The organism is Streptomyces sp. NEAU-174, from assembly GCF_052665095.1.
On record NZ_JBQTCE010000003.1, the window covers coordinates 488212 to 515208 of the forward strand.

At 71.5% G+C, this 26997-nt stretch carries 28 protein-coding genes and 2 pseudogenes; 18 read left to right on the forward strand and 12 right to left on the reverse strand.

Annotated elements, in window-relative coordinates:
* Positions 1 to 34: 34 nt before the first annotated feature.
* Positions 35 to 973 (forward strand): amino acid ABC transporter permease, encoded by a 939-nt coding sequence (locus ACT2CW_RS11510; protein ID WP_182469985.1) that lies wholly within the window; start codon positions 35 to 37, stop codon positions 971 to 973.
* A gap of 5 nt (positions 974 to 978) precedes the next feature.
* A complete protein-coding gene (locus ACT2CW_RS11515; RefSeq protein WP_037965037.1) occupies positions 979 to 1731 on the forward strand; it encodes an amino acid ABC transporter ATP-binding protein in 753 nt (250 codons plus the stop codon).
* 218 nt (positions 1732 to 1949) lie between these two features.
* Here the strand turns inward: ACT2CW_RS11515 and ACT2CW_RS11520 are convergent, their stop codons facing one another.
* Positions 1950 to 2738 carry a class I SAM-dependent methyltransferase gene (locus tag ACT2CW_RS11520; protein ID WP_445516470.1) on the reverse strand — a complete coding sequence of 263 codons (789 nt, stop codon included), beginning with the start codon at positions 2736 to 2738 and terminating at the stop codon, positions 1950 to 1952.
* 118 nt (positions 2739 to 2856) lie between these two features.
* Here ACT2CW_RS11520 and ACT2CW_RS11525 point away from each other — a divergent pair, with 118 nt between their 5' ends.
* Positions 2857 to 3513 carry a CGNR zinc finger domain-containing protein gene (locus tag ACT2CW_RS11525; protein WP_311766797.1) on the forward strand — a complete coding sequence of 219 codons (657 nt, stop codon included), beginning with the start codon at positions 2857 to 2859 and terminating at the stop codon, positions 3511 to 3513.
* 104 nt (positions 3514 to 3617) lie between these two features.
* Here the strand turns inward: ACT2CW_RS11525 and ACT2CW_RS11530 are convergent.
* Positions 3618 to 3878, reverse strand: a pseudogene (locus ACT2CW_RS11530) (S24 family peptidase); the annotation flags it as partial.
* 160 nt (positions 3879 to 4038) lie between these two features.
* On the opposite strand from ACT2CW_RS11530, the gene sodN reads away from it, so the two are divergent.
* Positions 4039 to 4434, forward strand: a complete 396-nt coding sequence (gene sodN, locus ACT2CW_RS11535; RefSeq protein ID WP_037965025.1) for a superoxide dismutase, Ni — start codon at positions 4039 to 4041, stop codon at positions 4432 to 4434.
* Positions 4435 to 4568: 134 nt separating this feature from the next.
* Here the strand turns inward: sodN and ACT2CW_RS11540 are convergent, their stop codons facing one another.
* Complete coding sequence (locus ACT2CW_RS11540; protein WP_414082924.1) at positions 4569 to 5129, reverse strand: TetR/AcrR family transcriptional regulator; 561 nt, start codon at positions 5127 to 5129, stop codon at positions 4569 to 4571.
* 140 nt (positions 5130 to 5269) lie between these two features.
* On the opposite strand from ACT2CW_RS11540, the gene ACT2CW_RS11545 reads away from it, so the two are divergent.
* Together ACT2CW_RS11545 and ACT2CW_RS11550 are read left to right on the forward strand one after the other, a co-directional pair.
* Entirely contained in the window at positions 5270 to 6196 is a 927-nt protein-coding gene (locus ACT2CW_RS11545) for an NmrA family NAD(P)-binding protein (RefSeq protein ID WP_445516471.1), read from the forward strand.
* A gap of 153 nt (positions 6197 to 6349) precedes the next feature.
* Complete coding sequence (locus ACT2CW_RS11550) at positions 6350 to 8806, forward strand: SpoIIE family protein phosphatase (RefSeq protein WP_445516472.1); 2457 nt, start codon at positions 6350 to 6352, stop codon at positions 8804 to 8806.
* 55 nt (positions 8807 to 8861) lie between these two features.
* On the opposite strand, the gene ACT2CW_RS11555 is transcribed toward ACT2CW_RS11550, so the two are convergent.
* Positions 8862 to 9371 (reverse strand): pyridoxamine 5'-phosphate oxidase family protein, encoded by a 510-nt coding sequence (locus ACT2CW_RS11555; RefSeq protein WP_432048885.1) that lies wholly within the window; start codon positions 9369 to 9371, stop codon positions 8862 to 8864.
* Between the two features lie 579 nt (positions 9372 to 9950).
* Positions 9951 to 10784: pseudogene (locus ACT2CW_RS11560) on the reverse strand (LysR family transcriptional regulator); the annotation flags it as partial.
* Positions 10785 to 11076: 292 nt separating this feature from the next.
* Between ACT2CW_RS11560 and snpA the strand changes: the two are divergent.
* Together snpA and ACT2CW_RS11570 are read left to right on the forward strand one after the other, a co-directional pair.
* A complete protein-coding gene (gene snpA, locus ACT2CW_RS11565) occupies positions 11077 to 11742 on the forward strand; it encodes a snapalysin (protein WP_164428217.1) in 666 nt (221 codons plus the stop codon).
* Between the two features lie 258 nt (positions 11743 to 12000).
* Positions 12001 to 12219 (forward strand): hypothetical protein, encoded by a 219-nt coding sequence (locus tag ACT2CW_RS11570; protein ID WP_164428220.1) that lies wholly within the window; start codon positions 12001 to 12003, stop codon positions 12217 to 12219.
* Between the two features lie 105 nt (positions 12220 to 12324).
* On the opposite strand, the gene ACT2CW_RS11575 is transcribed toward ACT2CW_RS11570, so the two are convergent.
* Together ACT2CW_RS11575 and ACT2CW_RS11580 are read right to left on the reverse strand one after the other, a co-directional pair.
* The gene (locus tag ACT2CW_RS11575; protein ID WP_445516473.1) at positions 12325 to 12771 is read right to left on the reverse strand and encodes an STAS domain-containing protein; all 447 of its coding nucleotides are present in this window, start codon (positions 12769 to 12771) and stop codon (positions 12325 to 12327) included.
* A gap of 228 nt (positions 12772 to 12999) precedes the next feature.
* On the reverse strand, positions 13000 to 13401 hold the full coding sequence (locus ACT2CW_RS11580; RefSeq protein WP_445516474.1) for an STAS domain-containing protein: 402 nt from the start codon (positions 13399 to 13401) through the stop codon (positions 13000 to 13002).
* Between the two features lie 265 nt (positions 13402 to 13666).
* On the opposite strand from ACT2CW_RS11580, the gene ACT2CW_RS11585 reads away from it, so the two are divergent.
* From ACT2CW_RS11585 to ACT2CW_RS11595, 3 genes are all read left to right on the forward strand, one after another.
* A complete protein-coding gene (locus tag ACT2CW_RS11585; RefSeq protein ID WP_445516475.1) occupies positions 13667 to 14353 on the forward strand; it encodes an HAD family acid phosphatase in 687 nt (228 codons plus the stop codon).
* A 238-nt stretch (positions 14354 to 14591) separates the two neighbouring features.
* Positions 14592 to 15530 (forward strand): beta-ketoacyl-ACP synthase III, encoded by a 939-nt coding sequence (locus ACT2CW_RS11590; RefSeq protein WP_164428228.1) that lies wholly within the window; start codon positions 14592 to 14594, stop codon positions 15528 to 15530.
* A 100-nt stretch (positions 15531 to 15630) separates the two neighbouring features.
* Positions 15631 to 16026, forward strand: a complete 396-nt coding sequence (locus tag ACT2CW_RS11595) for a VOC family protein (RefSeq protein WP_138913878.1) — start codon at positions 15631 to 15633, stop codon at positions 16024 to 16026.
* Here ACT2CW_RS11595 and ACT2CW_RS11600 read toward each other — a convergent pair.
* The 3 genes from ACT2CW_RS11600 to ACT2CW_RS11610 form a co-directional block, all read right to left on the reverse strand.
* Positions 16015 to 16746 carry a helix-turn-helix domain-containing protein gene (locus ACT2CW_RS11600; protein WP_445516476.1) on the reverse strand — a complete coding sequence of 244 codons (732 nt, stop codon included), beginning with the start codon at positions 16744 to 16746 and terminating at the stop codon, positions 16015 to 16017. The two genes, ACT2CW_RS11595 and ACT2CW_RS11600, sit on opposite strands and share 12 nt — an antisense overlap.
* Complete coding sequence (locus tag ACT2CW_RS11605) at positions 16743 to 16967, reverse strand: hypothetical protein (RefSeq protein ID WP_020868512.1); 225 nt, start codon at positions 16965 to 16967, stop codon at positions 16743 to 16745. The genes ACT2CW_RS11600 and ACT2CW_RS11605 overlap by 4 nt, the downstream gene beginning before the upstream one ends.
* A 766-nt stretch (positions 16968 to 17733) precedes the next feature.
* The gene (locus tag ACT2CW_RS11610; RefSeq protein WP_445516477.1) at positions 17734 to 18645 is read right to left on the reverse strand and encodes a glutaminase; all 912 of its coding nucleotides are present in this window, start codon (positions 18643 to 18645) and stop codon (positions 17734 to 17736) included.
* A 171-nt stretch (positions 18646 to 18816) separates the two neighbouring features.
* On the opposite strand from ACT2CW_RS11610, the gene ACT2CW_RS11615 reads away from it, so the two are divergent.
* Positions 18817 to 19407 carry an N-acetylmuramoyl-L-alanine amidase gene (locus tag ACT2CW_RS11615; RefSeq protein ID WP_182469996.1) on the forward strand — a complete coding sequence of 197 codons (591 nt, stop codon included), beginning with the start codon at positions 18817 to 18819 and terminating at the stop codon, positions 19405 to 19407.
* Between the two features lie 370 nt (positions 19408 to 19777).
* On the opposite strand, the gene ACT2CW_RS11620 is transcribed toward ACT2CW_RS11615, so the two are convergent.
* Positions 19778 to 21388 (reverse strand): Na+/H+ antiporter, encoded by a 1611-nt coding sequence (locus ACT2CW_RS11620; RefSeq protein WP_445516478.1) that lies wholly within the window; start codon positions 21386 to 21388, stop codon positions 19778 to 19780.
* A gap of 77 nt (positions 21389 to 21465) precedes the next feature.
* Here ACT2CW_RS11620 and ACT2CW_RS11625 point away from each other — a divergent pair, with 77 nt between their 5' ends.
* From ACT2CW_RS11625 to ACT2CW_RS11640, 4 genes are all read left to right on the forward strand, one after another.
* Positions 21466 to 21729, forward strand: a complete 264-nt coding sequence (locus ACT2CW_RS11625; protein WP_086886057.1) for a UBP-type zinc finger domain-containing protein — start codon at positions 21466 to 21468, stop codon at positions 21727 to 21729.
* 152 nt (positions 21730 to 21881) lie between these two features.
* Positions 21882 to 22427 carry a GNAT family N-acetyltransferase gene (locus ACT2CW_RS11630; protein WP_445516479.1) on the forward strand — a complete coding sequence of 182 codons (546 nt, stop codon included), beginning with the start codon at positions 21882 to 21884 and terminating at the stop codon, positions 22425 to 22427.
* A gap of 247 nt (positions 22428 to 22674) precedes the next feature.
* The gene (locus ACT2CW_RS11635; protein ID WP_014054819.1) at positions 22675 to 23088 is read left to right on the forward strand and encodes an anti-sigma regulatory factor; all 414 of its coding nucleotides are present in this window, start codon (positions 22675 to 22677) and stop codon (positions 23086 to 23088) included.
* Between the two features lie 17 nt (positions 23089 to 23105).
* Positions 23106 to 24011 (forward strand): RNA polymerase sigma factor SigF, encoded by a 906-nt coding sequence (locus ACT2CW_RS11640; protein ID WP_086886059.1) that lies wholly within the window; start codon positions 23106 to 23108, stop codon positions 24009 to 24011.
* A gap of 805 nt (positions 24012 to 24816) precedes the next feature.
* Here ACT2CW_RS11640 and ACT2CW_RS11645 read toward each other — a convergent pair.
* Positions 24817 to 25371: a hypothetical protein gene (locus ACT2CW_RS11645; protein WP_445516480.1), complete on the reverse strand. Its 555-nt coding sequence runs from the start codon at positions 25369 to 25371 to the stop codon at positions 24817 to 24819.
* Between the two features lie 80 nt (positions 25372 to 25451).
* Here ACT2CW_RS11645 and ACT2CW_RS11650 point away from each other — a divergent pair, with 80 nt between their 5' ends.
* Entirely contained in the window at positions 25452 to 26420 is a 969-nt protein-coding gene (locus ACT2CW_RS11650; protein WP_086879181.1) for a diacylglycerol/lipid kinase family protein, read from the forward strand.
* Positions 26421 to 26739: 319 nt separating this feature from the next.
* Positions 26740 to 26997 (forward strand): WhiB family transcriptional regulator, encoded by a 258-nt coding sequence (locus tag ACT2CW_RS11655; RefSeq protein WP_014054815.1) that lies wholly within the window; start codon positions 26740 to 26742, stop codon positions 26995 to 26997.

A 26997-nucleotide genomic window follows, 5' to 3' on the forward strand; every position in this document is an offset into this window, starting at 1 on the left:
CCCCCGTCCGCGCTCGCGCTGAAAGGCACCATCCGTGACTACTAAGATCGAAAAGGCGGGTCCGGTCGACGTCCCGCCGCCGGCGCCGGAGAGCATCAAGGCCATCCCGGTGCGGCACTACGGCCGCTGGGTCGCAGCGATCATCGCCATCGCCCTGATCGTCCTGCTGATCTCCGCCTTCGCCGGCGGTGACGTCAACTGGAACGCCATCCCGGACTACTTCTTCGACGGCGAGGTCCTCAGGGGCGTTCGCAACACCGTCTGGATCACCATCCTCTCGATGGTGCTCGGCGTGGCCCTCGGCATCATCCTCGCGGTGATGCGGCTGTCGAAGAACCCGGTGACCGCCTCCATCGCCTGGGGCTACATCTGGTTCTTCCGCGGCACCCCGGTCTATGTGCAGCTGCTCGTCTGGTTCAACCTCGGCCTGGTGTTCGACTACATCAACATCATGCCGATCTACAAGGACGAGTGGTCGGACTTCATGACCCCGTTCCTGGCCGCCCTGCTGGGCCTGGGCCTGAACGAGGCCGCGTACATGGCCGAGATCTGCCGGGCCGGCATCCAGTCGGTCGACGAGGGCCAGTCCGAGGCCGCCCAGGCGCTCGGCATGAGCCACGCCAAGACGCTGCGCCGGGTGGTGCTGCCGCAGGCGATGCGGGTGATCGTGCCGCCGACCGGCAATGAGTTCATCAACATGCTCAAGACCACCTCGCTGGTGATCGCGGTGCAGTACTGGGATCTGCTCCAGGCCACCTCCGAGGTCGGGCAGAACTCCGGCGCCACGGCGGAGATGCTCTTCCTGGCGGCCGCCTGGTACCTGATCCTCACCTCCGTGCTCAGCGTCGGCCAGTACTACCTGGAGCGGTACTACGCGCGCGGCTCGAGCCGTAGCCTCCCGGCCACCCCGCTCCAGCGGGTCCGGGCCAATCTGCTCTCCTTCAGCAACCGCTCCGGAGGTGTCGGCGCATGACCGCGATGGTGAAGGCCGAGGGCGTCCACAAGTCCTTCGGCCCGGTTCAGGTCCTCAAGGGCATCGACCTCGAGGTCGCCCCGCGCGAGGTGTTCTGTCTGATCGGCCCGTCCGGCTCCGGCAAGTCCACCTTCCTGCGCTGCATCAACCACCTAGAGAAGATCAACTCCGGGCGGCTGTACGTGGACGGCGATCTGGTCGGCTACCGCCAGAAGGGCGACAAGCTCTACGAGCTCAAGGACCGCGAGGTCGCCGAGAAGCGGCGCGACATCGGCATGGTGTTCCAGCGCTTCAACCTCTTCCCGCACATGACCGCGCTGGAGAACGTGATCGAGGCGCCGGTCCAGGTCAAGCGGGAGTCCAAGGCGGTGGCCCGGGAGCGCGCGCTGAAGCTGCTGGACCGGGTGGGCCTCGCCGACAAGGCGGCCAACTACCCCTCCCAGCTCTCCGGCGGCCAGCAGCAGCGCGTGGCGATCGCGCGGGCGCTGGCGATGGAGCCGAAGCTGATGCTCTTCGACGAGCCCACCTCGGCGCTCGACCCGGAGCTGGTCGGCGATGTGCTCGATGTGATGCGCGGGCTCGCGGAGGACGGCATGACGATGATCGTCGTGACGCATGAGATGGGCTTCGCGCGCGAGGTCGGGGACTCGGTCGTCTTCATGGACGACGGCGTGGTGGTGGAGTCCGGGCATCCGCGGGAGGTGCTGACCAATCCGCGGCACGAGCGGACGAAGTCGTTCCTGTCCAAGGTGCTCTAACCGGATCGACGGAATTCGGCTGGGGTTCGGTGGCGCCCCCAAGCGGCGCGGGGCCGTGTCGATGTGCGGCTCCGCCGCGCGGGCGCGACCAGCCACGACGGCGCCGCGGACGATCGACGGCAGGTCAGGGCACTTCCAGCGGAGCGCTTAGGCGCCGCACATGCGCGAGGGCGGTACGGGCACCTGCCCGTACCGCCCTCGCGCACTCCGCCCCGGGATCACCTCAGCCCGAGCACCATCGCGTCCGAGGGCGAGCACCAGACGGCCCGTGCCTCCCCGAAGCCCGCCGCGCGCAGCGTGTCCACATGCCAGGCGACCGGCTGGAACGCCTCGGCCACGCCGTTCGCGTGGTCCGGCCCGTCCGCCGGATTGCCGAAGATCGAGAACCGCTCGGCGACCGGCCCCGCCAGCGCCTCGTCCCGCGCGGCGGTCTGCCACCAGTCCACCCAGTCCTGGGTGCCCTCGGCCCTGGCCCGCGCCTGCCGCGCCTTCTGGTACGCGTGGTCGGCCGCGTTGAGCCGGGGCGTCTCCGGATCGGGCATGTGGTCGGCGTTGAGGAACACCCCGCCCTCCCGCACCACGCCCGCGACCTGCCCGTACAGCACCCGCAGCTCGTCCGAGCGCAGCCAGTGGAGCGCCGTGGCGGTCAGCACGGCGTCGTACGCGCGGTGCGGCAGCCGCTCGGTCCACGCCGGGTCGCGCAGATCGGCGGTCACGAACTCGGCGCGCGGCTCGGCCGCGAAGTGGCCGCGGGCGATCGTCAGCAGCGCGGGGTCGAGGTCCACGCCGGTGCTGGTGGCGCCCGGGAACCGGCGCAGCGCCCGGTCCGAGATACTGCCCGTGCCACATGCCAGGTCGAGGATCCGGGGCTCCGGGCCGACGACGGCCTCGACCGCGTCGAGCATCACCCGGAACCGTTCCTCACGATCGGGGAGGTACCACTCCTGCTGCCGGTCCCAGCTCCGCTGCCACGCCTGCCAGTCCGCCACGGCGACGGTGTCCGTCATCGAGCCCCTCCAAGCCATGCGTCATCGTCTCGGCGCCGCCGCCCGTAATACCCTAGTAGGCAGAACGCCTCTTACCTGACCTGATGCGACCATAGACCGCCGTTCGTAAGGACCACAAGTGGAACTGGCTTATTACTCGGATCTCGCCGTGCGCCTGGTCAACAGCGAGGAGCCGAGCCGCGGCACCGACACCCTGACCTCGGTGGAGGCCGTACGGGCGCTCTTCGGGGAGAGTCAGGCCCGGCGGACGACCGACGCGGATGTCACCCGGCTGAGGTCGGTCAGGGCCCGGCTGCGCGCGGTCTTCGAGGCGGCGGCGGGCGGCGACGAGGTACTGGCGGTGGACCTGCTGAACGCGCTGCTCATCGAGTTCCCGGTGAGCCCGCAGATCTCCGGCCATGAGCTCCGCGACGAGGACGGCCGCCCCAAGTGGCATATGCACATCGCGGACTACGCCGCCAACGCGGGCGCCGGATACGCCGCGACCGCCTCGATGGGGCTGGCCTTCCACCTCACCGAGCTGGGCGCCGACCGGCTGGGCATCTGTGAGGCGTCACCCTGCCGCAACGCCTATCTCGACACATCGACAAATCGTTCCCGGCGCTACTGCTCCGACCGCTGCGCCACCCGCGCCAATGTGGCCGCCTACCGCGCCCGCAAACGCCTGGACGCCGAGCGGACGGCCGGCGCCGAGCGCAGCCGCCGCCAGGACCGCGAACCCACGGGCCGTACGGCGGACACCGCCCAGGAGACCAGCCCGGCCATCGACCGCTGACCACCGCGCCCGGCGCCCCGCAGCGGCCGCAGCCGCACCCAGGCCCGGGCCACCACCAGCTCGTCCGGCACGACGCCGAACTCCCGGCTGTCGTTCTCCACGTACGGGTTGTCGCCCCTGACCCACCAGCCGCCCTCGCGCCGCTCCACCGCGCGCTTGACGATCAGCAGATCCTGCCGGAACGGATGGCGCAGCACCACCACGTCCCCCGGCCGTACGGGCGCGCCGTAGCGCACCACCAACTGATCGCCGGGGTACAGCGTCGGCTGCATCGACGGGTTGTACACCTCCGCGAGCCCGATCCGCAGCAGCCCGCGCTGGTCGCGGTCCGACTCCTGCCCGCGATCGCCCTGCTGCTCCCGCATCACGGCACCTCCGGTCCTCACCCTGCACCCATCACGATCCCAGGCATCCCAGCCTTGCACTGGACTTTTGACCTAAGCCCCCCGGGGCACCCGAGAAAAGGCTTCCCCCACGGAGTAATCTCGCACCTGAGAAGACGATCACGAATGGAAGGACAGCTCTATGCTCTCCCGCCTGTTCGCCCCCAAGGTTCAGGTCAGCGCCCACTGCGACCTGCCCTGCGGTGTGTACGACCCGGCCCAGGCCCGCATCGAAGCCGAGTCCGTCAAGGCCATCCAGGAGAAGTACCAGGCCAACGAGGACCCGCACTTCCGCGCTCGTGCCACCACCATCAAGGAGGAGCGCGCGGAGCTCGCCAAGCACCATGTCTCGGTGCTGTGGAGCGACTACTTCAAGCCCCCGCACTTTGAGAAGTACCCCGAGCTGCACCAGCTGGTCAACGACACCCTCAAGGCCCTGAGCGCGGCCAAGGGCTCGACCGACCCGGCCACGGGTCAGAAGGCCCTGGACTACATCGCCCAGATCGACAAGATCTTCTGGGAGACCAAGAAGGGCTGACCCCGCCCTTCCTCAGCACCACCAGACCGCACCCGAGCCGCCCCGAGCGGCCCGGGTGCGGTCTTCTTTGGCTTGATTGCCCTTGCCGGGTCGTGAATGGCCTTGCCGGGCGCCGGGGTTGACGCCCCCGCATCTCACCCCCGCGGGCTGATGCCCGCCACGGTCAGGTGCAGCAGGCGGGTCGCCTCGGTGGCGGGGTCGGGGTGGTGTTGGGTGGTCAGGGCGATGCCGGCGATCAGGGTGACCAGGTCGACCGGGGTTACGCCGGGGGCCACCGCGCCGGCCTGGGCGGCTCGGCGCAGCAGGGGTTCGCCCGCCTCGGCGAGGGTGTTCACGCAGGGGTTCGCGTGTTCCGGGTCGAGTTCGCCGTCCCGTAGGAGCGCGGTGGCCAAGCCCTGGACGGTGGCGGAGTAGACGGTGAGCGCGCCCAGCCAGTCCAGCAGGGCGGCCCGTACGTCGTCCGCCTCCGCGAGTTCGCGGGCGCGGGTGGCCAGGGAGTCGATGCGCTCGCGGAAGACCGCTTCCAGCAGGGCCCGCCGGGTGGGGAAGTGGCGGCGCACGGTGGCCGAGCCGACTCCGGCGGTGCGGGCGATCTGTTCCAGGGAGGCGTCGGCGCCGTGTGTGGCGACCTCCTCCTCGGCGACGGCGAGGATGCGCGCGTAGTTGCGCCGGGCGTCCGCGCGCTGGGCGGGCATGGCGTCACCTCCGGGTTGCCAAGGGTTGCTAAGTGGCGGGGGCCTCCGTATCGTACCGAGTCGTAAGTGGCGGGGCCCGCCGTTTAGCGTTCTCAGTCGACTTGTCGATGAGTCGATTTCACCTCTGCCCGAGGAGCAGCATGCCTTCGCAATCCCCGACCTCCGCCCCCGTCCTCGTCACCGGTGCCACCGGACAGCAGGGCGGCGCCACCGCCCGTGCCCTGCTCTCGGCGGGCGTTCCCGTGCGGGCCCTGGTCCGCGATCCGACCGGCGAGCGGGCCAGGGCCGTGGCGGCGCTCGGTGCCGAGCTGGTCGGCGGCGATCTGCTCGATCTCGACTCGGTGCGGCGGGCCGCCGAGGGGGCGCGTGCCGTCTTCTCGATCCAGATGCCCGATATGAACGATCTCCAGGGCGACTCCGAGTGGATCCAGGGGCGCAACCTGATCGAGGCCGCGCGGGACGCGGGGGTGGCGCAGTTCGTGCACACCTCCGTCTCGGGCGCCGGGCAGCACCACACCGCGCCCGGCTGGGCGGAGGGCCGCTGGGCGGCGATGGAGCACTACTTCGCGACCAAGAGCGGCCTCCAGGACCGGATCCGGGAGGCGGGTTTCCGCCACTGGACGCTCCTCAAGCCCGCCTTCTTCATGGAGAACTTCCTGTCCCTGCTCCCGAACGGCCCGGAGGGCGGCCTGGCCACCATCCTCGAGCCCGGCACCGAGCTCTCCCTCATCGCCGTCGCCGACATCGGCACGGCGGCGGCCGCGGCCATCGCGGAGCCCGAGCGGTTCCATGAGGTCGAGCTGGAACTGGCGGGCGACCACATGACCATGACCCGGGTCGCCGAGGTCCTCTCCGAGGTCACGGGCGCCGAAGTGACCGCCCCGTCGATGACCATGGACGAGGCGCTCGCCGCCGGGATGCCGCAGTGGGGCCTCGGGCACGAGTGGCTGAACGCGGTCGACCAGCCCGCCCGCCCCGAGTTCGCGCGGGCCCTCGGCCTCCCGCTCACCGGCTTCGCCGAGTGGGCCGGACGCCACCTGCGGCCCGCGCGGCCCGCGGTGGTCTGACCCGCGCGCGCCCCAAGCCGTCCGCTCCGGGCCCCGGGCTCAGGGCTCCGGGCTCCAAGCTCCGGGCTGTGGTTGATGCCCGGACCGGAGTGGACCAGGCTGGAAGAGAGCCCTGGTGGACGGACCCGGTGCCGTCCCGGAGGGATGGCGAGGATGAAGCGCCACGACAGCGGCTCCGCACGGGAGCGGGGCGGCTTCGACGAAACGGATACGGCACAAGCCACCGTCAGCGACGATGGGACGCTGACCAGCTGGAACGAGGGCGCCCGCCGACTGCTCGGGCATCCGTCCCCCGATGTCGTGGGGCGGCCTGCCGCCGAGCTGCTGGCCGACCCGGGCCGCGCGACGGGCGCCGAGGCCCGCCATGCCCGCGCCCGGCTGACCCGGTGGCACGGGACCGTGGCGCTGCGCCACCGGGACGGCCGCGAGGTGCCCGTACCGCTGCTGGCGCACCGCAGACGGCCGGAGGGCGACTGGCTGCTGGTGACCGCGGCACCCCGGGCGGAGCAGCCCCCCGAGTCGTGGAACGACGCGCTGATGCAATGGGCCTACGCCCAGTCGCCCTGCCCGATGGCGATCTACGACGCCGATTTGCGGCTGCGCAAGGTGAACGCCGAGATGGCCCGCGTCACCGGCCTCCCCGAGGCGGAGATCCGCGGTCTGCGGCTGTCGGAGATCAAGGGCAAGCTCCAGAGCGAACAGCTCGAAGCGGCCATGCGCCATGTGCTGACCACCGGCGAGCCGCGCGAGGTGGAGACATATCTGCGCCCCGGAAGCGGCGAGATCAAGGAGCAGGCGTGGTCGGCCAGGTTCGCCCCGCTACAGGCGAGGGACGGGCGGGTCTACGCGGTCTGCATGGCGGCGCACGACATCACCGATCAGTATCTGGCCCGCCAGCGGCTGCTGCTGCTGAGCGCGGCCAGTGAACGGATCGGCTCCACCCTCGACATCGACCACACCGCGCAGGAGCTCGCCGACGTCTGCGTACCGCGGCTGGCCGACTACGCCAGCATCGACCTGCTGGACCGGCTGACCCAGGAGGAGGAGCTGCCGTCCGGGCCGCTCACCGACCCGGTCGTGCTGCGCCGCGCCGCCCGGCAGTCCATCTACGAGGGATGCCCCGAGGCCGTGGTGCCGGTGGGGAAGGTGGACACCTATCCGAAGGTCTCGCCGATAGCCGAATGCCTGGTGGCGGGGCATCCCATCATCCACGCGTCCACCGACCCCTCGATCGCGAAGTGGGGCGCGCTGAAACCCCAGCGCGCCCAGGCGATCCGGCGGTTCGGCGTCCACTCGATCATGTCGGTGCCGATCCGGGCGCGGGGGACGACGCTCGGAGTGGCCGTGTTCGCCCGCCACCGCACCCCCGAGGCGTTCACCCAGGACGATGTGGTGCTGGCCGAGGAGATCACCACCCGGGCCGCCGTCTGCGTGGACAACGCCCGCCGCTTCACCCGGGAGCGCAACACCGCCCTGGCCCTCCAGCGCAGCCTGCTGCCGCAGACCCTGCCCCAGCCGCCGGCCGTCGAGGTCGCCTCCCGCTATCTGCCCGCGGGCCCGTACGCGGGCGCGGGCGGGGACTGGTTCGACGTCATCCCGCTCTCCGGGGCGCGGGTCGCGCTGGTGGTGGGCGATGTGGTCGGCCACGGCATCCAGGCGTCGGCCACCATGGGCCGGCTGCGGACGGCGGTCCGTACCCTCGCCGACGTCGATCTGCCGCCGGACGAACTGCTCACCCACCTCGACGACCTGGTGATCCACCTGGCCGCGGAGACCGGGGCCGAGGAGGCCACCGGGGATGTGGGGGCCACCTGTCTGTACGCGGTCTACGACCCGGTCTCGCACCGCTGCTCGCTGGCCGCGGCCGGGCATCCCGCCCCGGCGCTGGCCAGGCCGGACGGCTCCGTGGAGTTCCTGCCGGTGCCGCCCGGACCGCCGCTCGGGGTCGGCGGGCTGCCCTTCGAGGCGATGGAGACCGAGCTGCCCGAGGACGCCGTGCTCGCCCTCTACACCAACGGGCTGATGGGCGAATGGGACCGCGATGTGGACGAGGGGCGTCTGCTGCTGGCCGACGCGCTCGCCCACCCCTGCGGCTCCCTGAGCGGCACCTGCGACGCCGTGCTGCGCACGCTCCTCCCCGGCGAGGGCGTGCTGGACGACGTCGCGCTGCTGCTCGCCCGCACCCGCGCCCTGGACGCGGCGCACGTGGCCACCTGGGACGTGCCCGCCGACCCGGCGTGGGTGGCGCGGTCCCGCCGGAACGTGACGCAGCGGCTGACCGAATGGGGGCTCGACGAGGCCGTCTTCACCACCGAGCTGGTCGTCAGCGAGCTGGTCACCAACGCCATCCGGCACGCCGTCCCGCCCATCCAGCTGCGGCTGATCCATGACCACTCGCTGATCTGCGAGGTCACCGACTCCTCCAGCACCGCCCCGCATATGCGCCGCGCCCGCACCTTCGACGAGGGCGGCCGCGGGCTGCTGCTGGTCGCGCGGCTCAGCCAGCGCTGGGGAAGCCGCCAGACCGCCGAGGGCAAGACGATCTGGTCGGAGCAGACGCTGCCGGTGGGGCTGCCCGGCGAACTGCTCGACTTGGACCGGCTGGACTGAACGGCCCGGGGCGGCGGGGAACGGCGCGGGGCGGCCGGGGGGTGACCCGTGGACGTCAGAAGCGCCAGCGCGTCTGGCCGTACTCGCCCTTGCGGAAGCCGAACGCCGTGGCCGGGGCGACCCGGTAGACCAGGGCCTCATGGCTCTCGTGGTGGACGGCGCCGTCGCGCACCTCGAAGGTCCACTCCGCGCCGTACTTCTCCACGTACGCCGCGGCGATCCGCCGCAGCGTGGCGTCGTCCCGCACCGGCTCGGCCGTGCCCTCGACCACCAGGTCGAGACCCTCGCGCAGCACGCCCGCACCCGTGGTGAGGACGCAGCGCGGATTGTGCGCGAGGTTGCGGGCCTTCTGCTCGGCGGGGCCGGTGCAGAAGCAGAGCGCGCCGTCGAGCCAGACGGCGACGAGCGGGGTGACATGGGGGCGGCCGTCCCGGCGGACCGTGGACAGCCAGTAGAGCTCCGCGGCCGCCAGCCCCGCCCGCCCCTCCGGCCAGGCGGTGGCGGTGGCGTCCGGGCTGCTGAAACGGGTGTCCAGCGCGGTCTGCGGTTCGTGCTCGGTGATCATCTGCTCGCTCCTCGCATGGCGTGGCGGTCCGGTGCGGTCCGGTGCGGTCCCGTGTGCTTGGACCGCCCGGCGGAGCGAAAGTCATCGCCCGCCACGCCTTGGGGGTTACGAGTTCGGATCTACGCGTGCGGGGTTACGCGTTCTGGGCTACGAGACCTCGGCGGGCCCGGCGAGCCCCAGGATGTCGAGCTCGTCGCGGGTCGGGGGCTCCTGGAAGCGCAGCAGCGGGCTCTCGTTGCGGACCAGCCACTGGCGGTACGCGACGCTCGCCCAGGCGATCTCGAAGTACGCGTCCGCGAGGTCGCCGAAGAAGGCGTCCACGTCGAGGGGCGCACCGGGCGCCGGGGCGTCGACGTCAGCATCGACGTCGAGGGGCGCCGCACCGGGCTCCGTGGTGTCGACGCCGATGGGCACACCGGACACCGGGTCCAGGACGGGTTCGGCGGCGCCGCTACGGACCACCGCGTCCGGGACGGGTTCGGTGCCACCGGTACGGACCACCGCGCCCGGGACGGGTTCCGCGGCACCGGTACGGACCACCGCGCCCGGAGCGAATCCGTCGGCGCCGCTACGGGCCGCCGCCGGGACCGCCCGCGAGGCCAGGAACAGCCGGACCGTCAGCGGATCCCCGTGCAGCGGGCGGACCGCCACGCCCTGGCGGGACCGCGCGGTGGGCTGGCAGGGGGTGACCACCTCGCCCGAGGCGACCAGGTCGGCGGCGGTCAGATAGTCCCCGTAGACGACCCTCGGATTGAGCCCCGCGGCGGCCAGCACCCTGCGCAGCCCGGGGCCCTCGCCGTCCACGCTGGGGTCCACCATCCACTGGTCGGCGGCGAGGTCGGCGAGCCGCACCACGGGCCGCGCGGCGGCCGGATGGGTTTCGGCCAGCGCCACGAACTGCGGCTCACGCTCCACGAGCACGCGGCGCTCCACGCCCTCGGGCACCCGCAGCGGCGCGCCCTCGACCTCGTGGACGAAGGCGACGTCCAGCTGGTTGGCGGCGACCATCTGGAGCAGCGCGTTGGCGGAGACGTCGATGTGGATGGTGGTGTCCGCGTCCGGGTAGCGGGCGCGGAGCCTGCGCAGCCAGCCGACCACGGCCCGGCTGCCCGTGCTGCCGATGCGCAGCCGGGCGTCCGCGGTCTGCCTCGCCTCCAGCCGGACCTCGTCGACGAGGGCGTTCATCTCGGCCACGATCGGCCGGGCGCGGCACAGCACGGACCGCCCCAGCGGGGTCGGCCGACTGCCGGTGACCTCCCGCGAGAACAGCCGGCCGCCGATGGTGTTCTCGATCCGCCGGAGCTGGGTCGTCAAGGACGGCTGGGTCATGCCCAGTTGACGCGCCGCCTTCCGTAGGCTGCCGGTGTCGGCTATGGCGCACAGTGCACGGAGGTGCCTCACCTCGAGCTCCACGGCGGGAGCATAACTGCGCACTTGTCCGTCACACCAGACTCTGAAATCCCGCCAACCCGTACCGGAATCGATCAATCGGTGGCCAAACACGGGTCAACGGGGCGTCAAACGCCGGTCATCGGCGGGGCCCTGAACACCCGGCGGGGGATATGCCCTCGTCCTATCACCGGTTGATATCTCCGCGTACGGCTGGTTCTCCTCAAGACTCTGCGTCAGCCAAGAGTTCATCCCACGGCCCCGGCCGCCACCCCACACGGCGACCGGGGCCCGAGGACGATGAGGAGTCCCCCACATGTCACTCCCCAAACTGGCGCTGTCCGCGACCATCGGCCTCGGCCTGGCGGTGTCCCTGTCCGCCATGCCCGCGTCCGCGGCCACGCCCGACCACTCCACGGCCCAGCGCGGTGCCGCTGCCGCCGCCTATACGGCGAGCGGCGAGGAGCGGGCCGACACCGACGCCTTCATCAAGGCCGTCATGAAGTCGGCGCTGGAGAAGCGGGCCAAGGCGCGCAGCGCGACCGCGGCCGTCACCGTGACCTACAGCGCGAGCCAGGCCCCGACCTTCAAGTCGGTGATAGCCCGCTCCACCCAGATCTGGAACTCCGCGGTGAGCAACGTGAAGCTCCAGGAGGGCGGCAGCCCGGACTTCACCTACCGCGAGGGCAATGACCCCCGGGGCTCGTACGCGAGCACCGACGGGCACGGCAGCGGCTATGTCTTCCTGGACTACGCCCAGAACCAGCAGTACGACTCGACCCGGGTCACCGCGCACGAGACCGGCCATGTGCTGGGGCTTCCGGACCACTACTCGGGTCCGTGCAGCGAGCTGATGTCCGGCGGCGGCCCCGGCACGTCCTGCACCAACTCGCAGCCGAACCAGGCCGAGATCAACCGCGTCAACCAGCTCTGGGCCAATGGCCTGGCCAAGCTCGAGAAGCAGCTGGCCAAGAGCCACTGACGCCGCTTGGGCCGCTGAGCCCGCCGAACCCACTGATCCGCTGGATCAGGGCCTGACCGCCCGCACCCGGTTCCCGACGCCGGGTGCGGGCGCTCGGCGTGTGCGGACGCGGTATCGGCGCACGCGGGCTCCGGGGCCGCCGCACACGAGAAGCGACGCCGCCTCCGGCCGGAGGTACCGTATAGACACCAGGAGCATTTCGCACAAACCGGCCGGATTCCCTCCAGCTGTGGGCCCCGGTCCCAGGGAGTGAGCACCATGGAGACCCTGATCACCGTGGTCGTCATCCTCGCGCTGATCGCCGTGGGCGCCCTGCTGATCCACCGGACCAATGTCCAGAACGGCAACCGCATGTCCCCCGAGAGCCACGAGACCCTCCCGGGCGGCGGGCGCCCCCGCCACCGCGCCTGGAGCCGCGGACGCCAGCACCGGCCCCATCGAACGCCCCCACCCCCACCCCAGAACCACCACCCCTGAGCCCGGCAGCCACCTATAGCCGATCCGGGGCCCGGGGCGGGGCCCCGGTTTCGGGAAGGGGCGGGGAGGGGAACGGCCCGCCGCAGGCGCGACGGCCCGCCGCCCCTAGCCCTCCTCGCCCAGCGCCTCACCCATCGTGGCCACCGGCTCAAGCACATCCAGCATCCGCCCCGCCCGAATCGTTCGGAGAATCAACGCATCGTCGCAGACCAGCCGCATCCGCCCACCCCGCTCCCGGACACGCCGATGGGCCCGGCACAGCAGCCCCAGGCCCGAGCAGTCGAAGAAGGCGGTCGGGCGTAAGTCCACGATCACCGCGGGCCGGTCCCCGGCCGTGGCCGCGTCCAGCGCCGGCCCCACGCTGCCCACCCCGGCGATGTCGATCTCACCGTGGAGCTCCACGACGGTGTACCCGCCGACCCGGTGCGTACGGGCCCGGGCGACGACATCATCGGATCGGCCCGGACCCCCGCTCACGGGCTCCCGCGCGGCGTCCTGGGCACCGCGATCCAGCGGCACCGGCGCATCACGGGGAGCGCCTTGCTGCGTCATCGCGATATCCCCTCGGAACGGCACACTGCCCCCTCTCACCTTCGTCAGGTCCCGGAAGCGGGCAGGGTCGGGCATCGGGTGCGAAATCCGCCGGGTCCCCAGGCGACGTCTCGCGAGCGTAAGGGGGTGACCCCCGGTTACAGAGGGAGGGACGCAGCATTCCGCCGATAAAGACCGCTCGTCCGAGTGAATTTCGTTTCTTACTATTGACACTTGGTCAGATACGGCCTACGTGAAGGCGTCACCGCCCCCTCCGGCCACCGGACCCGCCGCGCCCGCCGCACCCGCGATCGCCGGAGTCAGCTCTTCCAGTACTTCGAAGGCGTCGTCCAGCCGGACCGTGCGCAGCAGCCGCAGAAAGCGCGGATCGGCGATGACGAGCCGCAGCCGCCCGTCCCGCTCCAGCACCCGATTACGCAATCGGCACAGTAACGACAATCCGGCGCAGTCCAGGAAGGTGACCGGCCGTAGGTCCAGGACCAGATCCGGACACCGCACCTGAACGAGGGAATCGAGCCGAGCCACGATCCGCCCCGCGGCGAAGATGTCCAGCTCTCCCGCGATCTCGGCGACAGTGACGCCGCCGAGCACCTGGACTCGGACGCCGAAGGCGGGCCGATCATCGAACATGCAAGCCTCCTTGACCTGGTGGAGGCGCGCGACACCGGAGCCCGCAGCCACGCCGGTCATCGCCGGGGTCCAGGCCGGCCCTTCAGTAGATGACATACCCATCTACCGGCTGACCAGTCAACGAACGGCCCGGCACGTGTCGTTGGCGTATTTGAGCCTCTCGGTCGCGAACCGTTACTCGCCGGTAAAGCAGAGGCCTTCTCATGTCCACCGGCAGCCGTGAGCATGCCATCCGGCAATCGCCTCGACGCGAAGGAAGTGACCGATGACAGCAGGACGCGTGCGATCACGGCGGCTCGGCATGACGACGGCGGTCGTCGCCCTCGCCATCGGCGTCGGCGGAACGGCCACCACGGCGACCGCCGCCACGCCCGGCGCCGACGCCCCCACCGCCACCACCCCCACCACGGCGGCCGCGGCAGCCACGGCGGCACCCTCGAGCGCCACCGCCGCCGAGGAGGTCGACTACGAGACCTGGCAGCGTGACGTTCGCGCCATCATCGACGAGCAGGCCCGCCCGTACATCGAGGAGCGCACCACCGACCCCTCGGGCGAGAAGCAGGCCATCGTCCTGGACATCGACAACACCTCGCTGGAGACGGACTTCGGGTTCAGCTTCCCCCAGCCCGCCGTCGGGCCGGTGCTGAAGCTCGCCCAGTACGCCCACGACCGCGGTGTGGCCATCTTCTTCGTCACCGCGCGCCCCGGCATCATCTACCTGCCGACCGAGTACAACCTGGAGAAGGTCGGCTATTCGGTCGCCGGTCTGTACGTACGCCATCTGCCGGACCTCTTCCAGGACGTGGCGGAGTACAAGACCGCCAAGCGAGCGGAGATCGAGAAGAACGGCTACACGATCATCGCCAACATCGGCAACAGCCCCACCGACATCAGCGGTGGCCACGCCGAGAAGTCCTTCAAGCTCCCGGACTACGACGGCCAGCTGTCCTGAACCGACTGCCCTGAGTCGGCTCTTCTGAGCCACGGTCAGAGGGCATCCCCTTCCGCCACGACCCTCGGCACCCGCCGGGGAAAGGCCGGGAACTCCAGATCTTGGCGCCCAAGATTGGTGAGTAACCCGAGCGCACGGCAGGTCTGCTCCGCTCAAGACTGGACACACCGCAGACTGTCCGTCGAGATCTCCGCAAAATTGCGCGGATACGTCGACACTGGCGCGAAGGGGATGACCGATGACCGGCTCGCACGTACTGGCGCTCGGCCACTACCAGCCCGCGAAGGTGCTCGGCAACGACGACCTCGCGGCCATGGTCGACACCAGCGACGAGTGGATCCGCAGCCGGGTCGGCATCCGCACCCGCCATCTCGCCCGCGCAGACGAGACGGTCGACGAGATGGCCGCGGCGGCGGCCGCCAAGGCGCTGGCCAACAGCGGGCTCGCCCCCGCCGACATCGACCTCGTGCTCGTCGCCACCTGCACGGCGATCGACCGCAGCCCCAATATGGCGGCCCGGGTCGCCGCCCGGCTCGGGCTGGCCCACCCCGCCACCATGGACCTCAATGTGGTGTGCGCCGGCTTCACCCACGCCCTCGCCACCGCCGACCACACCATCCGGGCCGGGGCGGCCACCGCGGCCCTGGTGATCGGCGCGGAGAAGTTCAGCGCGGCCACCGACTGGACCGACCGCTCCACCTGCGTACTGACCGGCGACGGCGCGGGCGCGGCCGTGGTGGTGGCCGCCGAGCGGCCCGGCGTCGGCCCGGTGGTGTGGGGCTCGGTACCGGAGATGGGCGGCGCGGTCCGTATCGAGGGCACGCCGCCCCGGTTCGCGCAGGAGGGCCAGACGGTCTACCGCTGGGCCACCACCCGTCTGCCGCCGATCGCGCGGGAGGTGTGCGAACGGGCCGGGCTCTCCCCGGAGGACCTGGCCGGTGTCGTACTGCACCAGGCCAATCTGCGGATCATCGAACCGGTCGCGCGCAAGCTGGGCGCCGTCAACGCGGTGATCGCCCGCGATGTGGTGGAGTCCGGCAACACCTCGGCGGCCAGCATTCCGCTCGCCCTCTCCAAGCTGGTCGAGCGCGGCGAGGTGCCCTCCGGCGCCCCGGTGCTGCTCTTCGGCTTCGGCGGCAACCTGTCGTACGCGGGCCAGGTCATCCACTGCCCGTGACGCCGTCGGCGATCCCGGCCTCGACGTCCGGCCTCGACATCCGGCCTCGACGTCCGATTCGTTCAAGACCGGCCGCCCGGGCGCTCCCTACGCTGCCCGTATGACAGCACGATTCGACGCCATCGGCCTGGTCGTCGCCGACATGGCCGCCTCCCTCGCCTTCTACCGCCGCCTCGGCCTCGACATCCCCGCCGACGCCGACACCCAGCCCCACGTCGAGGCCGCCCTGCCCGGCGGCACGCGGCTGATGTGGGACACCGTCGCGACGGTGCGCTCCTTCGACCCGGAGTGGACGCCGCCGAGCGGCTCCCACCAGGTGGGGCTCGCCTTCGCCTGCGACAGCCCGGCCGACGTGGACAAGACCTACCAGGATCTCGTCGGGGCGGGGGTACGCGGCAAGCTGGAGCCGTGGGACGCGCCCTGGGGCCAGCGCTACGCCACGGTCCTCGACCCCGACAACAACGGCATCGACTTGTTCGCCCCGCTACCCTCCTGACCCCCGCAGCAGACGTCCCAGGGGCACTCCCGCCAGCGCCCTGACGTCGCGGGCGAGGTGGGCCTGGTCCGCGTAGCCCGCCGTGGCCGCGACCTCCGCGAAGGGGAAGCCGGTGCGCGCGAGGTCCAGGGCCCGGTTCAGCCGGAGCACCCGGCCCAGCGTCTTGGGGCCGTAGCCGAACGCGGCGAGGGAGCGGCGGTGCAGTTGCCGCTCCCCCAGGCCCACGGCGGCGGCGATCCCGGCCACGCCGGTGCCGCGCGAGACCCCCGCGACGATCGCGGCGAGCACCGGATCGGGGGGCTCCGCCGTCCGCAGCCGTCCGAGGGCCGCCTCCTCCAGAAGGCGGCCCGCGGCCGTCTGCCCGGTGGCGATCCGCTCGGCCAGCCGCCGGACCTCCGCGCCTGGCCAGAGCGCGGCCAAGGGCACCCGCTGATCGCGGAGCTCATGTGCCGGTACGCCCAGCACGGCGGGGCCCGTGCCGGGCGCGAACCGCAGCCCCACAGCCCGGGTGCCCGGCGCGCCTGGGGCCAGATGCGCGCGGGTATCCGGCCCGGCGACCAGCAGCTCTCCGTCCGGTCCCGGTCCCGCCTCGCTCCAGATCAGATCCGTGCAGCCGTCGGGGAGCACCCGCTGCGGCCCGATGCCGGCCGTACGGGTCCACACCACGGCGCCGTGGCCGATCAGCGCACTCCGCTCCCGGTACTCGCTCGAGGCGCTCAAGGGACCTCGCGCAGATACATCGCGCCGCAGGAGTGGCAGAAGGGCCCCGCGTCACCCGTGGCCCACAGGTCGGCGGCCTGGGTCTCGGCGTCCGGGTCCAGCTCCCGCCCGCACATCGCGGTCGTTCCGTTCCCGCGGACCATGTGCCAGATCTTGACCGGCGCGCCCGCGACCCGCCCCGAGCTGCCCTCCTCGTATTCGGCGCGCATCTCGTGCTGCATGGCGGTACACCTCCTGCTCACCACCACTCCCCTCCATGCTCCCGCCACGCCACGCCACGCGCCACCCCCACCGAAGCGCCACCGCCGCGCCCGGGCGCCCACGCGTCCGTGCCCACACTCGTCCGCACGCCCGTGCCGGAGCCATGCGCCCGCGGTGCGGGGTGTCCGGCGGATCACGCGGCAACCGCATATCGAGGCTTTCCCCTCCCCGCCCCTTCCCGATACCAGGGGCTCCGCCCCTGGACCCCGGCGCCCGGGGCGGACCCGCATATCGATGCCACGGGAAGGGGCGAAGCCCCGGTCCGCGGCTGGCACCCAGCCCGGTATCAGGGCCCGGGGCACAGCCCCAGCACCGAGACCCGGGGCACAGCCCGGTACCGGGGCCCGGAGCGCAGCCCTAGCATCGGGGCCCGGGGCACAACCCCGGTGCGGGGTCTTAGGGCGGAACCCCGGTATCGAGGCCCAGGACAGCCCCAGCACCGAGGCCCGGAGCGCAGCCCCGGTATCGGGCCCCGGGCACAGCCCGGTATCGAGGCCCAGGGCGCAACCCCGGTGCGGGGTCTAGGCGGAGCCCCGGTATGGAGGCCCAGGCACAGCCCCAGCACCGGGGTCCGGGGCACAGCCCCGGTGCGGGGCCCGGAGTGCAGCCCCCGGCTTCGAGGCCTGGGGCGCAGCCCCAGCATCGGGGCCCGGGGCGGAGCCCCGGTTTTGGGAAGGGGCGGGGAGGGGACAGCCCGCCGCAGGCGGCGCGGTCCGCCCGACGGCCCTAGAAGACGGACCAGCCGGTCAGCGTGGTGAAGTGGTCCAGCGCAGCCAGCCCCGCCACCGAGTTCCCGCGCGCGTCGAGGCCAGGGCTCCAGACGCACAGCGTGCAGCGGCCGGGCACCACCGCGACGATGCCACCGCCGACCCCGCTCTTCCCGGGCAGCCCGACGCGATAGGCGAAGTCGCCCGCCGCGTCATACGTACCGCACGTGAGCATCACCGCGTTGACCCGCTTCGCCTCGCTGCTCGACAGCAGCCGGGAGCCGTCCGCGCGCAGCCCGTGGCGGGCGAGGAAGCCGCCGGCCAGAGCGAGGTCGCGGCAGCTCATCTCGATCGAGCACTGCCAGAAGTAGTGCTCGAGGACGGTCGGCACGGGGTTGTCGAGATTGCCGTATCCGGCCATGAAGTGGGCTAGGGCGGCATTACGGTCGCCATGGGCGGTCTCGGAGGCGGCGACCTCCTGGTCGAAGGCGAGGTCCGGATTGCCGCTCTCGGCCCGCAGGAAGTCCAGCATGGTCGTGCTGGCGTCACCGGTAAGGGTGTGCAGCCGGTCCGTGACGACGAGCGCCCCGGCGTTGATGAACGGATTACGCGGGATGCCGTGCTCGTACTCCAGCTGCACCAGGGAGTTGAAGGGGTTGCCCGAGGGCTCCCGGCCGACCCGCCGCCACAGCTTCTCGCCGTCGTCGGCGAGGACGAGCGCGAGGCTGAACGCCTTGGAGATGGACTGCATCGAGAAGGGCCGCTCCCAGTCGCCGACCCCGGTGACCCGGCCGTCCACGTCGGCGAGGGCGATCCCGAAGCGGTCCGCGTCCACCGAGGCGAGCGCCGGGATGTACTGGGCCACCCGACCCCGGCCGATCTGCGGCTCCACATGGGCCGCGACCTCCTCCAGCACTGCCTGGTAGTCCATGGTGCGGTGCGTCTCCTGTTGCGAGGTCGTACGGATGAGCCGGTCCGCACGATAACGCGCCCCCCACCATTCATCACCCCATGTGTTTATGGATGTGCGGCGGGTAAGCAAGCGGGTGAACGAGGCGGACCGCGACCGGGGCCCGCCTCAGGACCAGAACGGAGGCGGGGCATGGCCTCACCCATGTCCGCGGGGGACTTCCTGGCGGCGCTGACGAACGAGGGCTTACGGGTGACGCAGGTCGGCGACTGGCGGCACCACAACCGGAACCACAAGGGGCCGTGGGGCCCGGTGCACGGGGTGATGATCCACCACACCGTCACCTCCGGCACCCAGGAGACCGTGGAGATCTGCCGGGACGGCTTCGAGGGGCTGCCCGGCCCGCTGTGCCACGGCGTGATCGCCAAGGACGGCGGCGTCCATCTGGTCGGCTACGGCCGCGCCAACCACGCCGGGCTCGGCGACGACGACGTCCTGCGGGCGGTGATCGCCGAGAAGGCTCTCCCTTCGGACAACGAAGCGAACACCGACGGGAACCGCGCCTTCTACGGCTTCGAATGCGAGAACCTGGGCGACGGCGAGGACCCGTGGCCCGAGGCCCAGCTGGACGCGATCGCACGGGCCGCGGCGGCCGTCTGCCGCCATCACGGCTGGACCGAGCGCTCGGTGATCGGCCACCTCGAATGGCAGCCCGGCAAGGTGGATCCGCGCGGCTTCACCATGGCCTCGATGCGCGACCGCATCCGCGAACAGCTCAAGTAGGACGCTCACCACGGAGTGTCCGGCGCGCAGCTGGGGCTCCGCCCCAGACCCCGAGGTCTGGGGCGGAGCCCCGCCCTCCAGCCCCTCCGGAGTTTGGCCTTCCAGCCCCTCCGGCGTTTGCCCTTCCAGCCCCTCCAGGGGGCACCTCCCAGCGGTAGCTGGGGGAGTTTGAGGAGCGGGTCTGGGGCGGAGCCCCCCACGCGGCGGAGCCGCATATCGTCAGGTGTCGGGAAGGGGCGGGGAGGGGGCAGCATCGATATGCGGCTCCGCCGCGTGGCCCGCCGCAGGCATACGCGTACCGCCGGACACCCCGTAGCGCCCGTCCGGGCACAGGCACGGGCACGACAGGCGGCCCCGAAGGGGCCAAGGCTCAGGCCCCCTCCTCCGTAGCCCCCTCCCGGTACAGCGCCGCCTCCTCCAAATCCAGCCGCCGCAACAACGACCGCAGCATCTCCTCATCGATCCGCCGCGCGTCCCGCAGATCCACGAACACCGCCCGCTCGGCCTCGATCATCTCCCGGGCCAGCCTCCGATACGTGTCGTCCGCCGACTCCCCGGTCACCTCGTTGACCGCGCCCAGCCGCTCCCACACGGCGTTGCGGCGCTGCTCAAGCACCGTGCGCAGCCGGTCGGCGAGCGGCGACGGCAGGGCGTTGCGCTCATCGGCGAGCAGCTCCGCCAGCCGGCGCTCGGCCGCCAGCGACGCCGTGTTCTGCGCCTGCGCCTCGGCGAGGGTCTCGGCGTGGGGATCGCGGCCGGGCAGCCCGAGCAGCCGGATCAGGGACGGCAGGGTGAGCCCATGGATCACCAGGGTGCCGATGACGGTCGTGAAGGTGAGGAAAAGGATCAGATTGCGGGCCGGGAAGGGCGCGCCGCCGTGCACGGTCTCGGGGATCGAGAAGGCGATGGCCAGCGAGACCACACCGCGCATCCCGGCCCAGCCGACGATGACCGGCGCGGTCCAGTTGGTGCCGGGCTCGCGCTCGCGGATCCCGGGGAAGAGCATGCGCGGCACGAAGGTGGACGGGAAGACCCAGACGTAGCGGGCGACCACCACGGCCAGGAAGACGACGGCCGCGTACCAGGCGGCCTCGGCCGCCCCGTACTCCCCCAGACCGCCCACCACGACCCTCAGTTGCAGCCCGATCAGCGCGAAGACCGCCGACTCCAGAACGAAGTCGATCATGCGCCAGACCGCCGCCTCCTGGAGCCGGGTGGCGAAGTCGACCTGCCAGGAGTGGTGTCCGAGGTAGAGCCCGACCACCACGACGGCCAGCACGCCCGACGCCTCGAACTGCTCGGCGACGGCGTAGGCGACGAAGGGGATGAGCAGCGAGAGGGTGTTCTGGAGCAGGGGGTCCCGCAGCCGGGTGCGCAGCCAGTGCAGCGGCACCATCAGGATCAGACCGAACACCACGCCGCCGATGGCCGCGAAGGCGAACTCCCGCAGTCCCTCGGCCCAGCTGACGCCCTCCCCCACCGCCGCGGCCACCGCCACCCGATAGGCGGTGATCGCGGTCGCGTCGTTGAACAGGGACTCGCCCTGGAGGAGCGTGGTGAGCCGGGAGGGCAGCCCGATCCGGCGGGCGATGGCGGTGGCGGCCACGGCGTCCGGCGGCGCCACCACCGCGCCCAGCACGAGGGCAGCGGTCAGCGGCAGCTGCGGGATCAGCAGATGGGCGACCACGCCGACCGCGACCGTCGCGAAGAGCACATACCCGACGGAGAGCAGCGCGATCGGCCGCAGATTGGCCCGCAGATCGAGGTACGAGCTGTCCAGCGCGGCGCTGTGCAGCAGCGGCGGCAGCACCAGGGGCAGCACGATATGCGGGTCCAGCGTGTAGTCCGGCACCCCGGGCAGGTACGAGACGACGAGCCCGGCCGCGACCAGCAGCAGGGGGGCGGGCACCGGGGTCCGGCGCGCCGCGCCCGCGACCACCGCGCTGCCCGCGACCAGCATCAACAACGGCAATACGTCCATCGTCCGGCCCTGTCTCCGTCGGCCGTCCCGACGGTCGTCCATGTGCTCCGCTTGCGCGGCGTTTTAGTCTGGCAATCATGAACGAGTGCCCGCATGTTCCCGCACTGCCGCGTCCCGAACCGGAGCCGCGGTCCGACACCTGTCCCGAATGCCTGGCGGTCGGCAGCCACCCCGTCCAGCTGCGGAAGTGTCTGGTGTGCGGCCATGTGGGCTGCTGCGACTCCTCGCCGTACCAGCACACCACCCGCCACTTCGAGGAGACCGGCCATCCGGTGATGCGCAGCTTCGAGGAGGGCGAGGACTGGCGCTGGTGCTTCGTCGATCAGCTCATCGTGGGGTGAGATGGATCAGCTCATCGTGGGGTGAGACGCCGGAGGGTGATGCCGGGGTGTGGTGGGTCCCGGCTCCGGGGACGCCCTGGTCTTGGCGTTTTCCGCGCAATGTCGGAGATCGATTGCCGCGTTTGTCGGTGTGGCCCGCTAGCCTTCACCACATGATCCGATCAGCGAAGCCGTCCGACGTTCCGGCGATCCATGCGATGATCCGCGAGCTGGCGGACTACGAGCGGGCTCCGCAGGAGGCGAAGGCCACCGAGGAGCAGCTGCGCGAGGCGCTCTTCGGGGCGCATCCCGCGGTGTTCGCGCTGATCGCCGAGGAGACCGATGGCGCCGGAGAGCCCGCCGGTCCGGTGGGGTTCGCCCTGTGGTTCCGTAACTTCTCCACCTGGACGGGCACCCATGGCGTGTATCTGGAGGACCTGTACGTCACCCCGCGGGCCCGCGGGGGCGGCCACGGCAAGGCGCTGCTCGCCGAGCTGGCGCGGATCTGCGTGGAGCGGGGATATGCCCGTTTCGAATGGTCGGTGCTCGACTGGAACGAGCCCGCGATCGGCTTCTACGCCGCGATCGGCGCGGAGGCGATGGACGAATGGACGGTGCGCAGGCTCTCGGGAGAGCCGCTGCGAGCGCTGGCCGCTCAGGCCATGGGCACCGCCGTGACCAGCGATTTCCTGAGTGAGGCGACATCTCTTTCGAATTGAGACCGCAAACCCTCTAGCCACGCTGCGTACTCATGTGCTTACTATGAGTGATATCGCGGCCTTGTGGGCCGGGGTTCACCCGTGATGGGGGCCGTGCATCGTCCGGGCGACACCGAACCGCAGATCGCGATAGCGTCGCAGCCAAAGTACATACAGCGTCGACCCGTATCACCCTCCACCATAAGGGTTCGGGGCCGACGCTCCAATCAGCTCAGCTCAATCAGCTTGTGTCACCTTGGAGGTGAGGGTGTCCCAGATCGCAGGCGAGCCCGGGACCCAGGACTTCGTGGAAGTCCGGCTGCCCGCTGCGGGTGCCTATCTGTCGGTGCTGCGGACGGCCACCGCCGGCCTCGCAGCCCGCTTGGACTTCACCCTCGACGAAATCGAGGATCTGCGTATCGCCGTCGACGAGGCGTGCGCGATCCTGCTTCAGCAAGCCGTGTCCGGCAGTGTGCTGAGCTGCGTCTTCCGCTTGATCGACGACGCACTCCAGGTGACCGTCTCGGCTCCCACCACCGACGGTCGCGCCCCCGAGCGCGACACCTTCGCCTGGACGGTGCTCTCCGCGCTGGCGGGCAAGGTGGACTCGACGGTGGCCGAGGACCGAACGGTCAGCATCAGCCTGTACAAGGAGCGCGGCGCCGGCCCCGGACAGCCGTGACGGAACAAGGGGGCTCCGTGAGCACTGCATCATCGCGGGGAGTAGGTACCCCGGCCATCCCGCACCCGCCGGCCCGGCCGCATCCCGCGGACTCGGAGGCGGCAGGAGACCGACCAGAGCGGGCGGACCACATGGATCAGCACGAGCAGGTGCATCAGCAGCACGATCCGCAGGACCGGAGTGGCGCGCGGGCGATGTTCGCCGAGCTGCGACGGCTGCCGGAGGGCTCCGCCGAGCGGGCCGAGCTGCGCAACAACCTCGTGCGTATGCATCTGCCGCTGGTGGAGCATCTGGCCCGGCGCTTCCGCAACCGCGGTGAGCCGCTGGACGACCTCACCCAGGTCGCCACCATCGGGCTGATCAAGTCCGTGGACCGGTTCGATCCGGACCGCGGTGTGGAGTTCTCCACCTATGCGACACCCACGGTCGTGGGCGAGATCAAGCGCCACTTCCGCGACAAGGGCTGGGCGGTGCGGGTGCCGCGCCGGCTCCAGGAGCTGCGGCTGTCGCTGACCACGGCCACCGCGGAGCTCTCCCAGCGCCATGGCCGCGCCCCGACCGTCCATGAGCTGGCCCAGCATCTGTCCATCTCCGAGGAGGAGGTGCTGGAGGGGCTGGAGTCCGCCAATGCCTACAGCACCCTGTCCCTGGACGTCCCGGACACGGACGACGAGTCCCCGGCAGTCGCCGACACCCTCGGCGCGGAGGACGAGGCGCTCGAGGGCGTCGAGTACCGCGAGTCGCTCAAACCTCTGCTGGAGGATCTGCCGCCGCGCGAGAAGAAGATCCTGCTGCTGCGCTTCTTCGGCAATATGACGCAGTCGCAGATCGCGCAGGAGGTCGGCATCTCTCAGATGCATGTCTCCCGGCTGCTGGCCCGCACGCTTGCGCAGTTGCGCGACAAGCTGCTGGTCGAGGAGTAGCGAGCGCGCGCCACGGGGTGCCCGGTGGTTCTTTCCCCTCCCCGTCCCTTCCCGAAGCACCCGATACGCGGCTCCCCCGCGCGGCAGGGGCTCCACCCCTGACCCCGGGCCTGGGGCGGAGCCCGCCCTCCGGCCCCTCCGGCGTTTGAGGAGCAGGGGCTGGGGCGTCTTTCCCCTCCCCGCCCCTTCCCGATACCAGGGGCTCCGCCCCTGGACCCCGTGGACCTGGGCCGGAGCCCCGTGCCACGCGGCGGAGCCGCATATCGATGCCACGGGAAGGGGCCGAGCCCCCGGCCCGAGGCCTAGGGCGGAGCCCAGCCCCCGACGCTTGAGGAGCGGGGTCCGGGGCGGAGCCTCCCCTTCCAGCCCCTCCGGCGATTGAGAAGCGGAGCCCGGGGCCGAGCCCCGCCTTCCAGCCCCTCCGGCGATTGAGAAGCGGGGCCCGGGACCGAGCCCCGCCTTCCAGCCCCTCCGGCGATTGAGAAGCGGAGCCCGGGGCCGAGCCCCGCCCTCCAGCCCTCCGGCGGTTCAGGAACGGGGCCGGGGCCGAGCCCCGCCTTCCAGCCCCTCCGGCGATTGAGGAGCAGGGCCCGGGACCGAGCCCCACCCTCCAGCCCCTCCGGCGATTGAGGAGCAGGGCCCGGGACCGAGCCCCACCCTCCAGCCCCTCCGGCGATTGAGGAGCAGGGCCCGGGACCGAGCCCCACCCTCCAGCCCCTCCGGCGATTGAGGAGCGGGGGCTGGGGCGGAGCCTCAGGTTCGGGGAGGGGCGGGGAGGGGAGCAGTCCGCCGGAGGCGCAAACGGCTATGCGTCGCGCGGGCCGATGCCGAGGGCTTCAGTCGCCGTCGGGTTGATCAGCAGCGCCAGGACGGCGAGGGCCGCGACGCCGGTGGCCACCCCGGCGGCGATCAGCCCGCCACCGTTCTGCACCAGCGTCCACGCCACCGGCAGCGCCATCAGCTGGGTGATCGTCGCGGGCCCGCGGCTCCAGCGGCGCCGCAGCCACAGCCCACGGGCCGCCAGCAGCGGCAGCAGGGCCAGCGCCAGCACGGTGACCCCGAGCATCTCCGCCTGCTGGGGGCTCTCCGGATCCCCGGTCAGCCCCATGATCAGTACGTAGACGCCGAAGCCCAGCAGCACCACGCCCTCCGCGGCGGCCAGCACCGCGGCGGCGGTCAGCCGGGCGGGGCGCGGCCCGGTGGGCGCGGCGTTGGCGGCGGCACCAGCGGCGTCGGCCGCCTTGGCCGTCTTGGCGGCCTTGGCGTCCGGCCGCGCCGTCGCCTTCTGCCCCTGCCCCGTGGCCCTCTGCGCCTTCTTCGCCGTAGCGGACTTCCCCGTAGCGGACTTCTTACTGCTCACCCCAGCAGCCTAGCCGTCCTCGAGGCGCCCGGCCCCTACCCCCCTGGGGCCGGTCGCCCCGGATAGGTAGGCTGGCGCGCATGCGCGCACTCCTCGTGGTCAATCCGGCAGCAACCACCACCAGTGCCCGCACCCGGGATGTTCTGTTCCACGCGCTCGCCAGCGATCTGAAGCTTGACGTGGCGACCACGGAGTACCGGGGGCACGCCCGCGACCTGGCGCGGCGGGCGGTCGACGGCGGCACTCATGAACTGGTCGTGGCGTTCGGCGGCGACGGCACCGTCAACGAGGTCGTCAACGGACTGCTGCACCATGGCCCCGCCCCGCAGGAGTTGCCCCGGCTCGCGGTCGTGCCCGGCGGCTCCACCAATGTCTTCGCCCGCGCCCTCGGGCTGCCCAACGACGCCGTCGAGGCGACCGGCGCCCTGCTGGACGCGTTGAGAGACGGCACCGAGCGCACCGTGGGCCTCGGGCTCGCGGGCGGCACGCCCGGCACCCGGGACGAGTCGGTCCCGGCCCGCTGGTTCACCTTCTGCGCCGGGCTCGGCTTCGACGCGAGCGTCATCGGCCGGGTGGAGCAGCAGCGCGAGCGCGGCAAGCGGTCCACCCACGCCCTCTACATACGGCAGATGGTGCGGCAGTTCATGGGGGAGCCGCACCGGCGGCAGGGCACCATCACCATCGGGCGGCCGGGCGAGGACCCGATCGAGGAGCTCGCGCTGTCGATAGTCTGCAACACCTCCCCGTGGACCTTTCTGGGCAACCGCCCGGTCTACGCGGCGCCCCAGGCGTCCTTCGACACCGCCCTCGACGTGCTGGGACTCGCCAAGCTGTCGGCGCCGGCGGTGACCCGCTACGCGACCCAGCTGCTGATGTCGACCCCCGAGCGCGGGCCCCGCGGCAAGCATGTGGTAGCGCTTCACGATCTGACGGACTTCACCTTGCAATCCCAGGCGCCACTGCCGTTCCAGATGGACGGTGACCATCTGGGACTGCGTACGAGCGTGACGTTCACAGGCGTACGCCGTGCACTGCGTGTGATTGTGTGAGTGAGACCGCAAAAAGTCCTTCCAGTCGAACGTTTACCCTGGACTCCACCCACCGGAAGTACGGCTGTGACCGAGCCGACACCAAGGAATCAAAAAAAACTTTCCGGAAGGGGTTGTATCCGTCGCCGAGGTTTGCGAGTCTCTTCTTGGCGATCGGGACGGCCTTCTGAAAGGCCCCCTTGAGAGCCCGAACCCCCTCCTCATTCCACAGGACCGCACCAGCCCCAACTGGTTCGGCGGCCCTACCGTTGCGGGGGGATTCGTGAAAGCGTTCACATTCACAAGCAACGAGCCCGCAATACGAGGAGATGGAGCAGCCATGGACTGGCGTCACAACGCCGTTTGCCGCGAGGAAGACCCCGAGCTGTTCTTCCCCATCGGCAACACCGGTCCTGCGCTGCTGCAAATCGAGGAAGCCAAGGCCGTCTGCCGCCGCTGCCCCGTCATGGAGCAGTGCCTGCAGTGGGCGCTTGAGTCCGGCCAGGACTCCGGCGTCTGGGGTGGAATGAGCGAAGACGAGCGCCGCGCCATGAAGCGCCGTGCCGCTCGCAACCGGGCACGCAACGCCAGCGCCTGA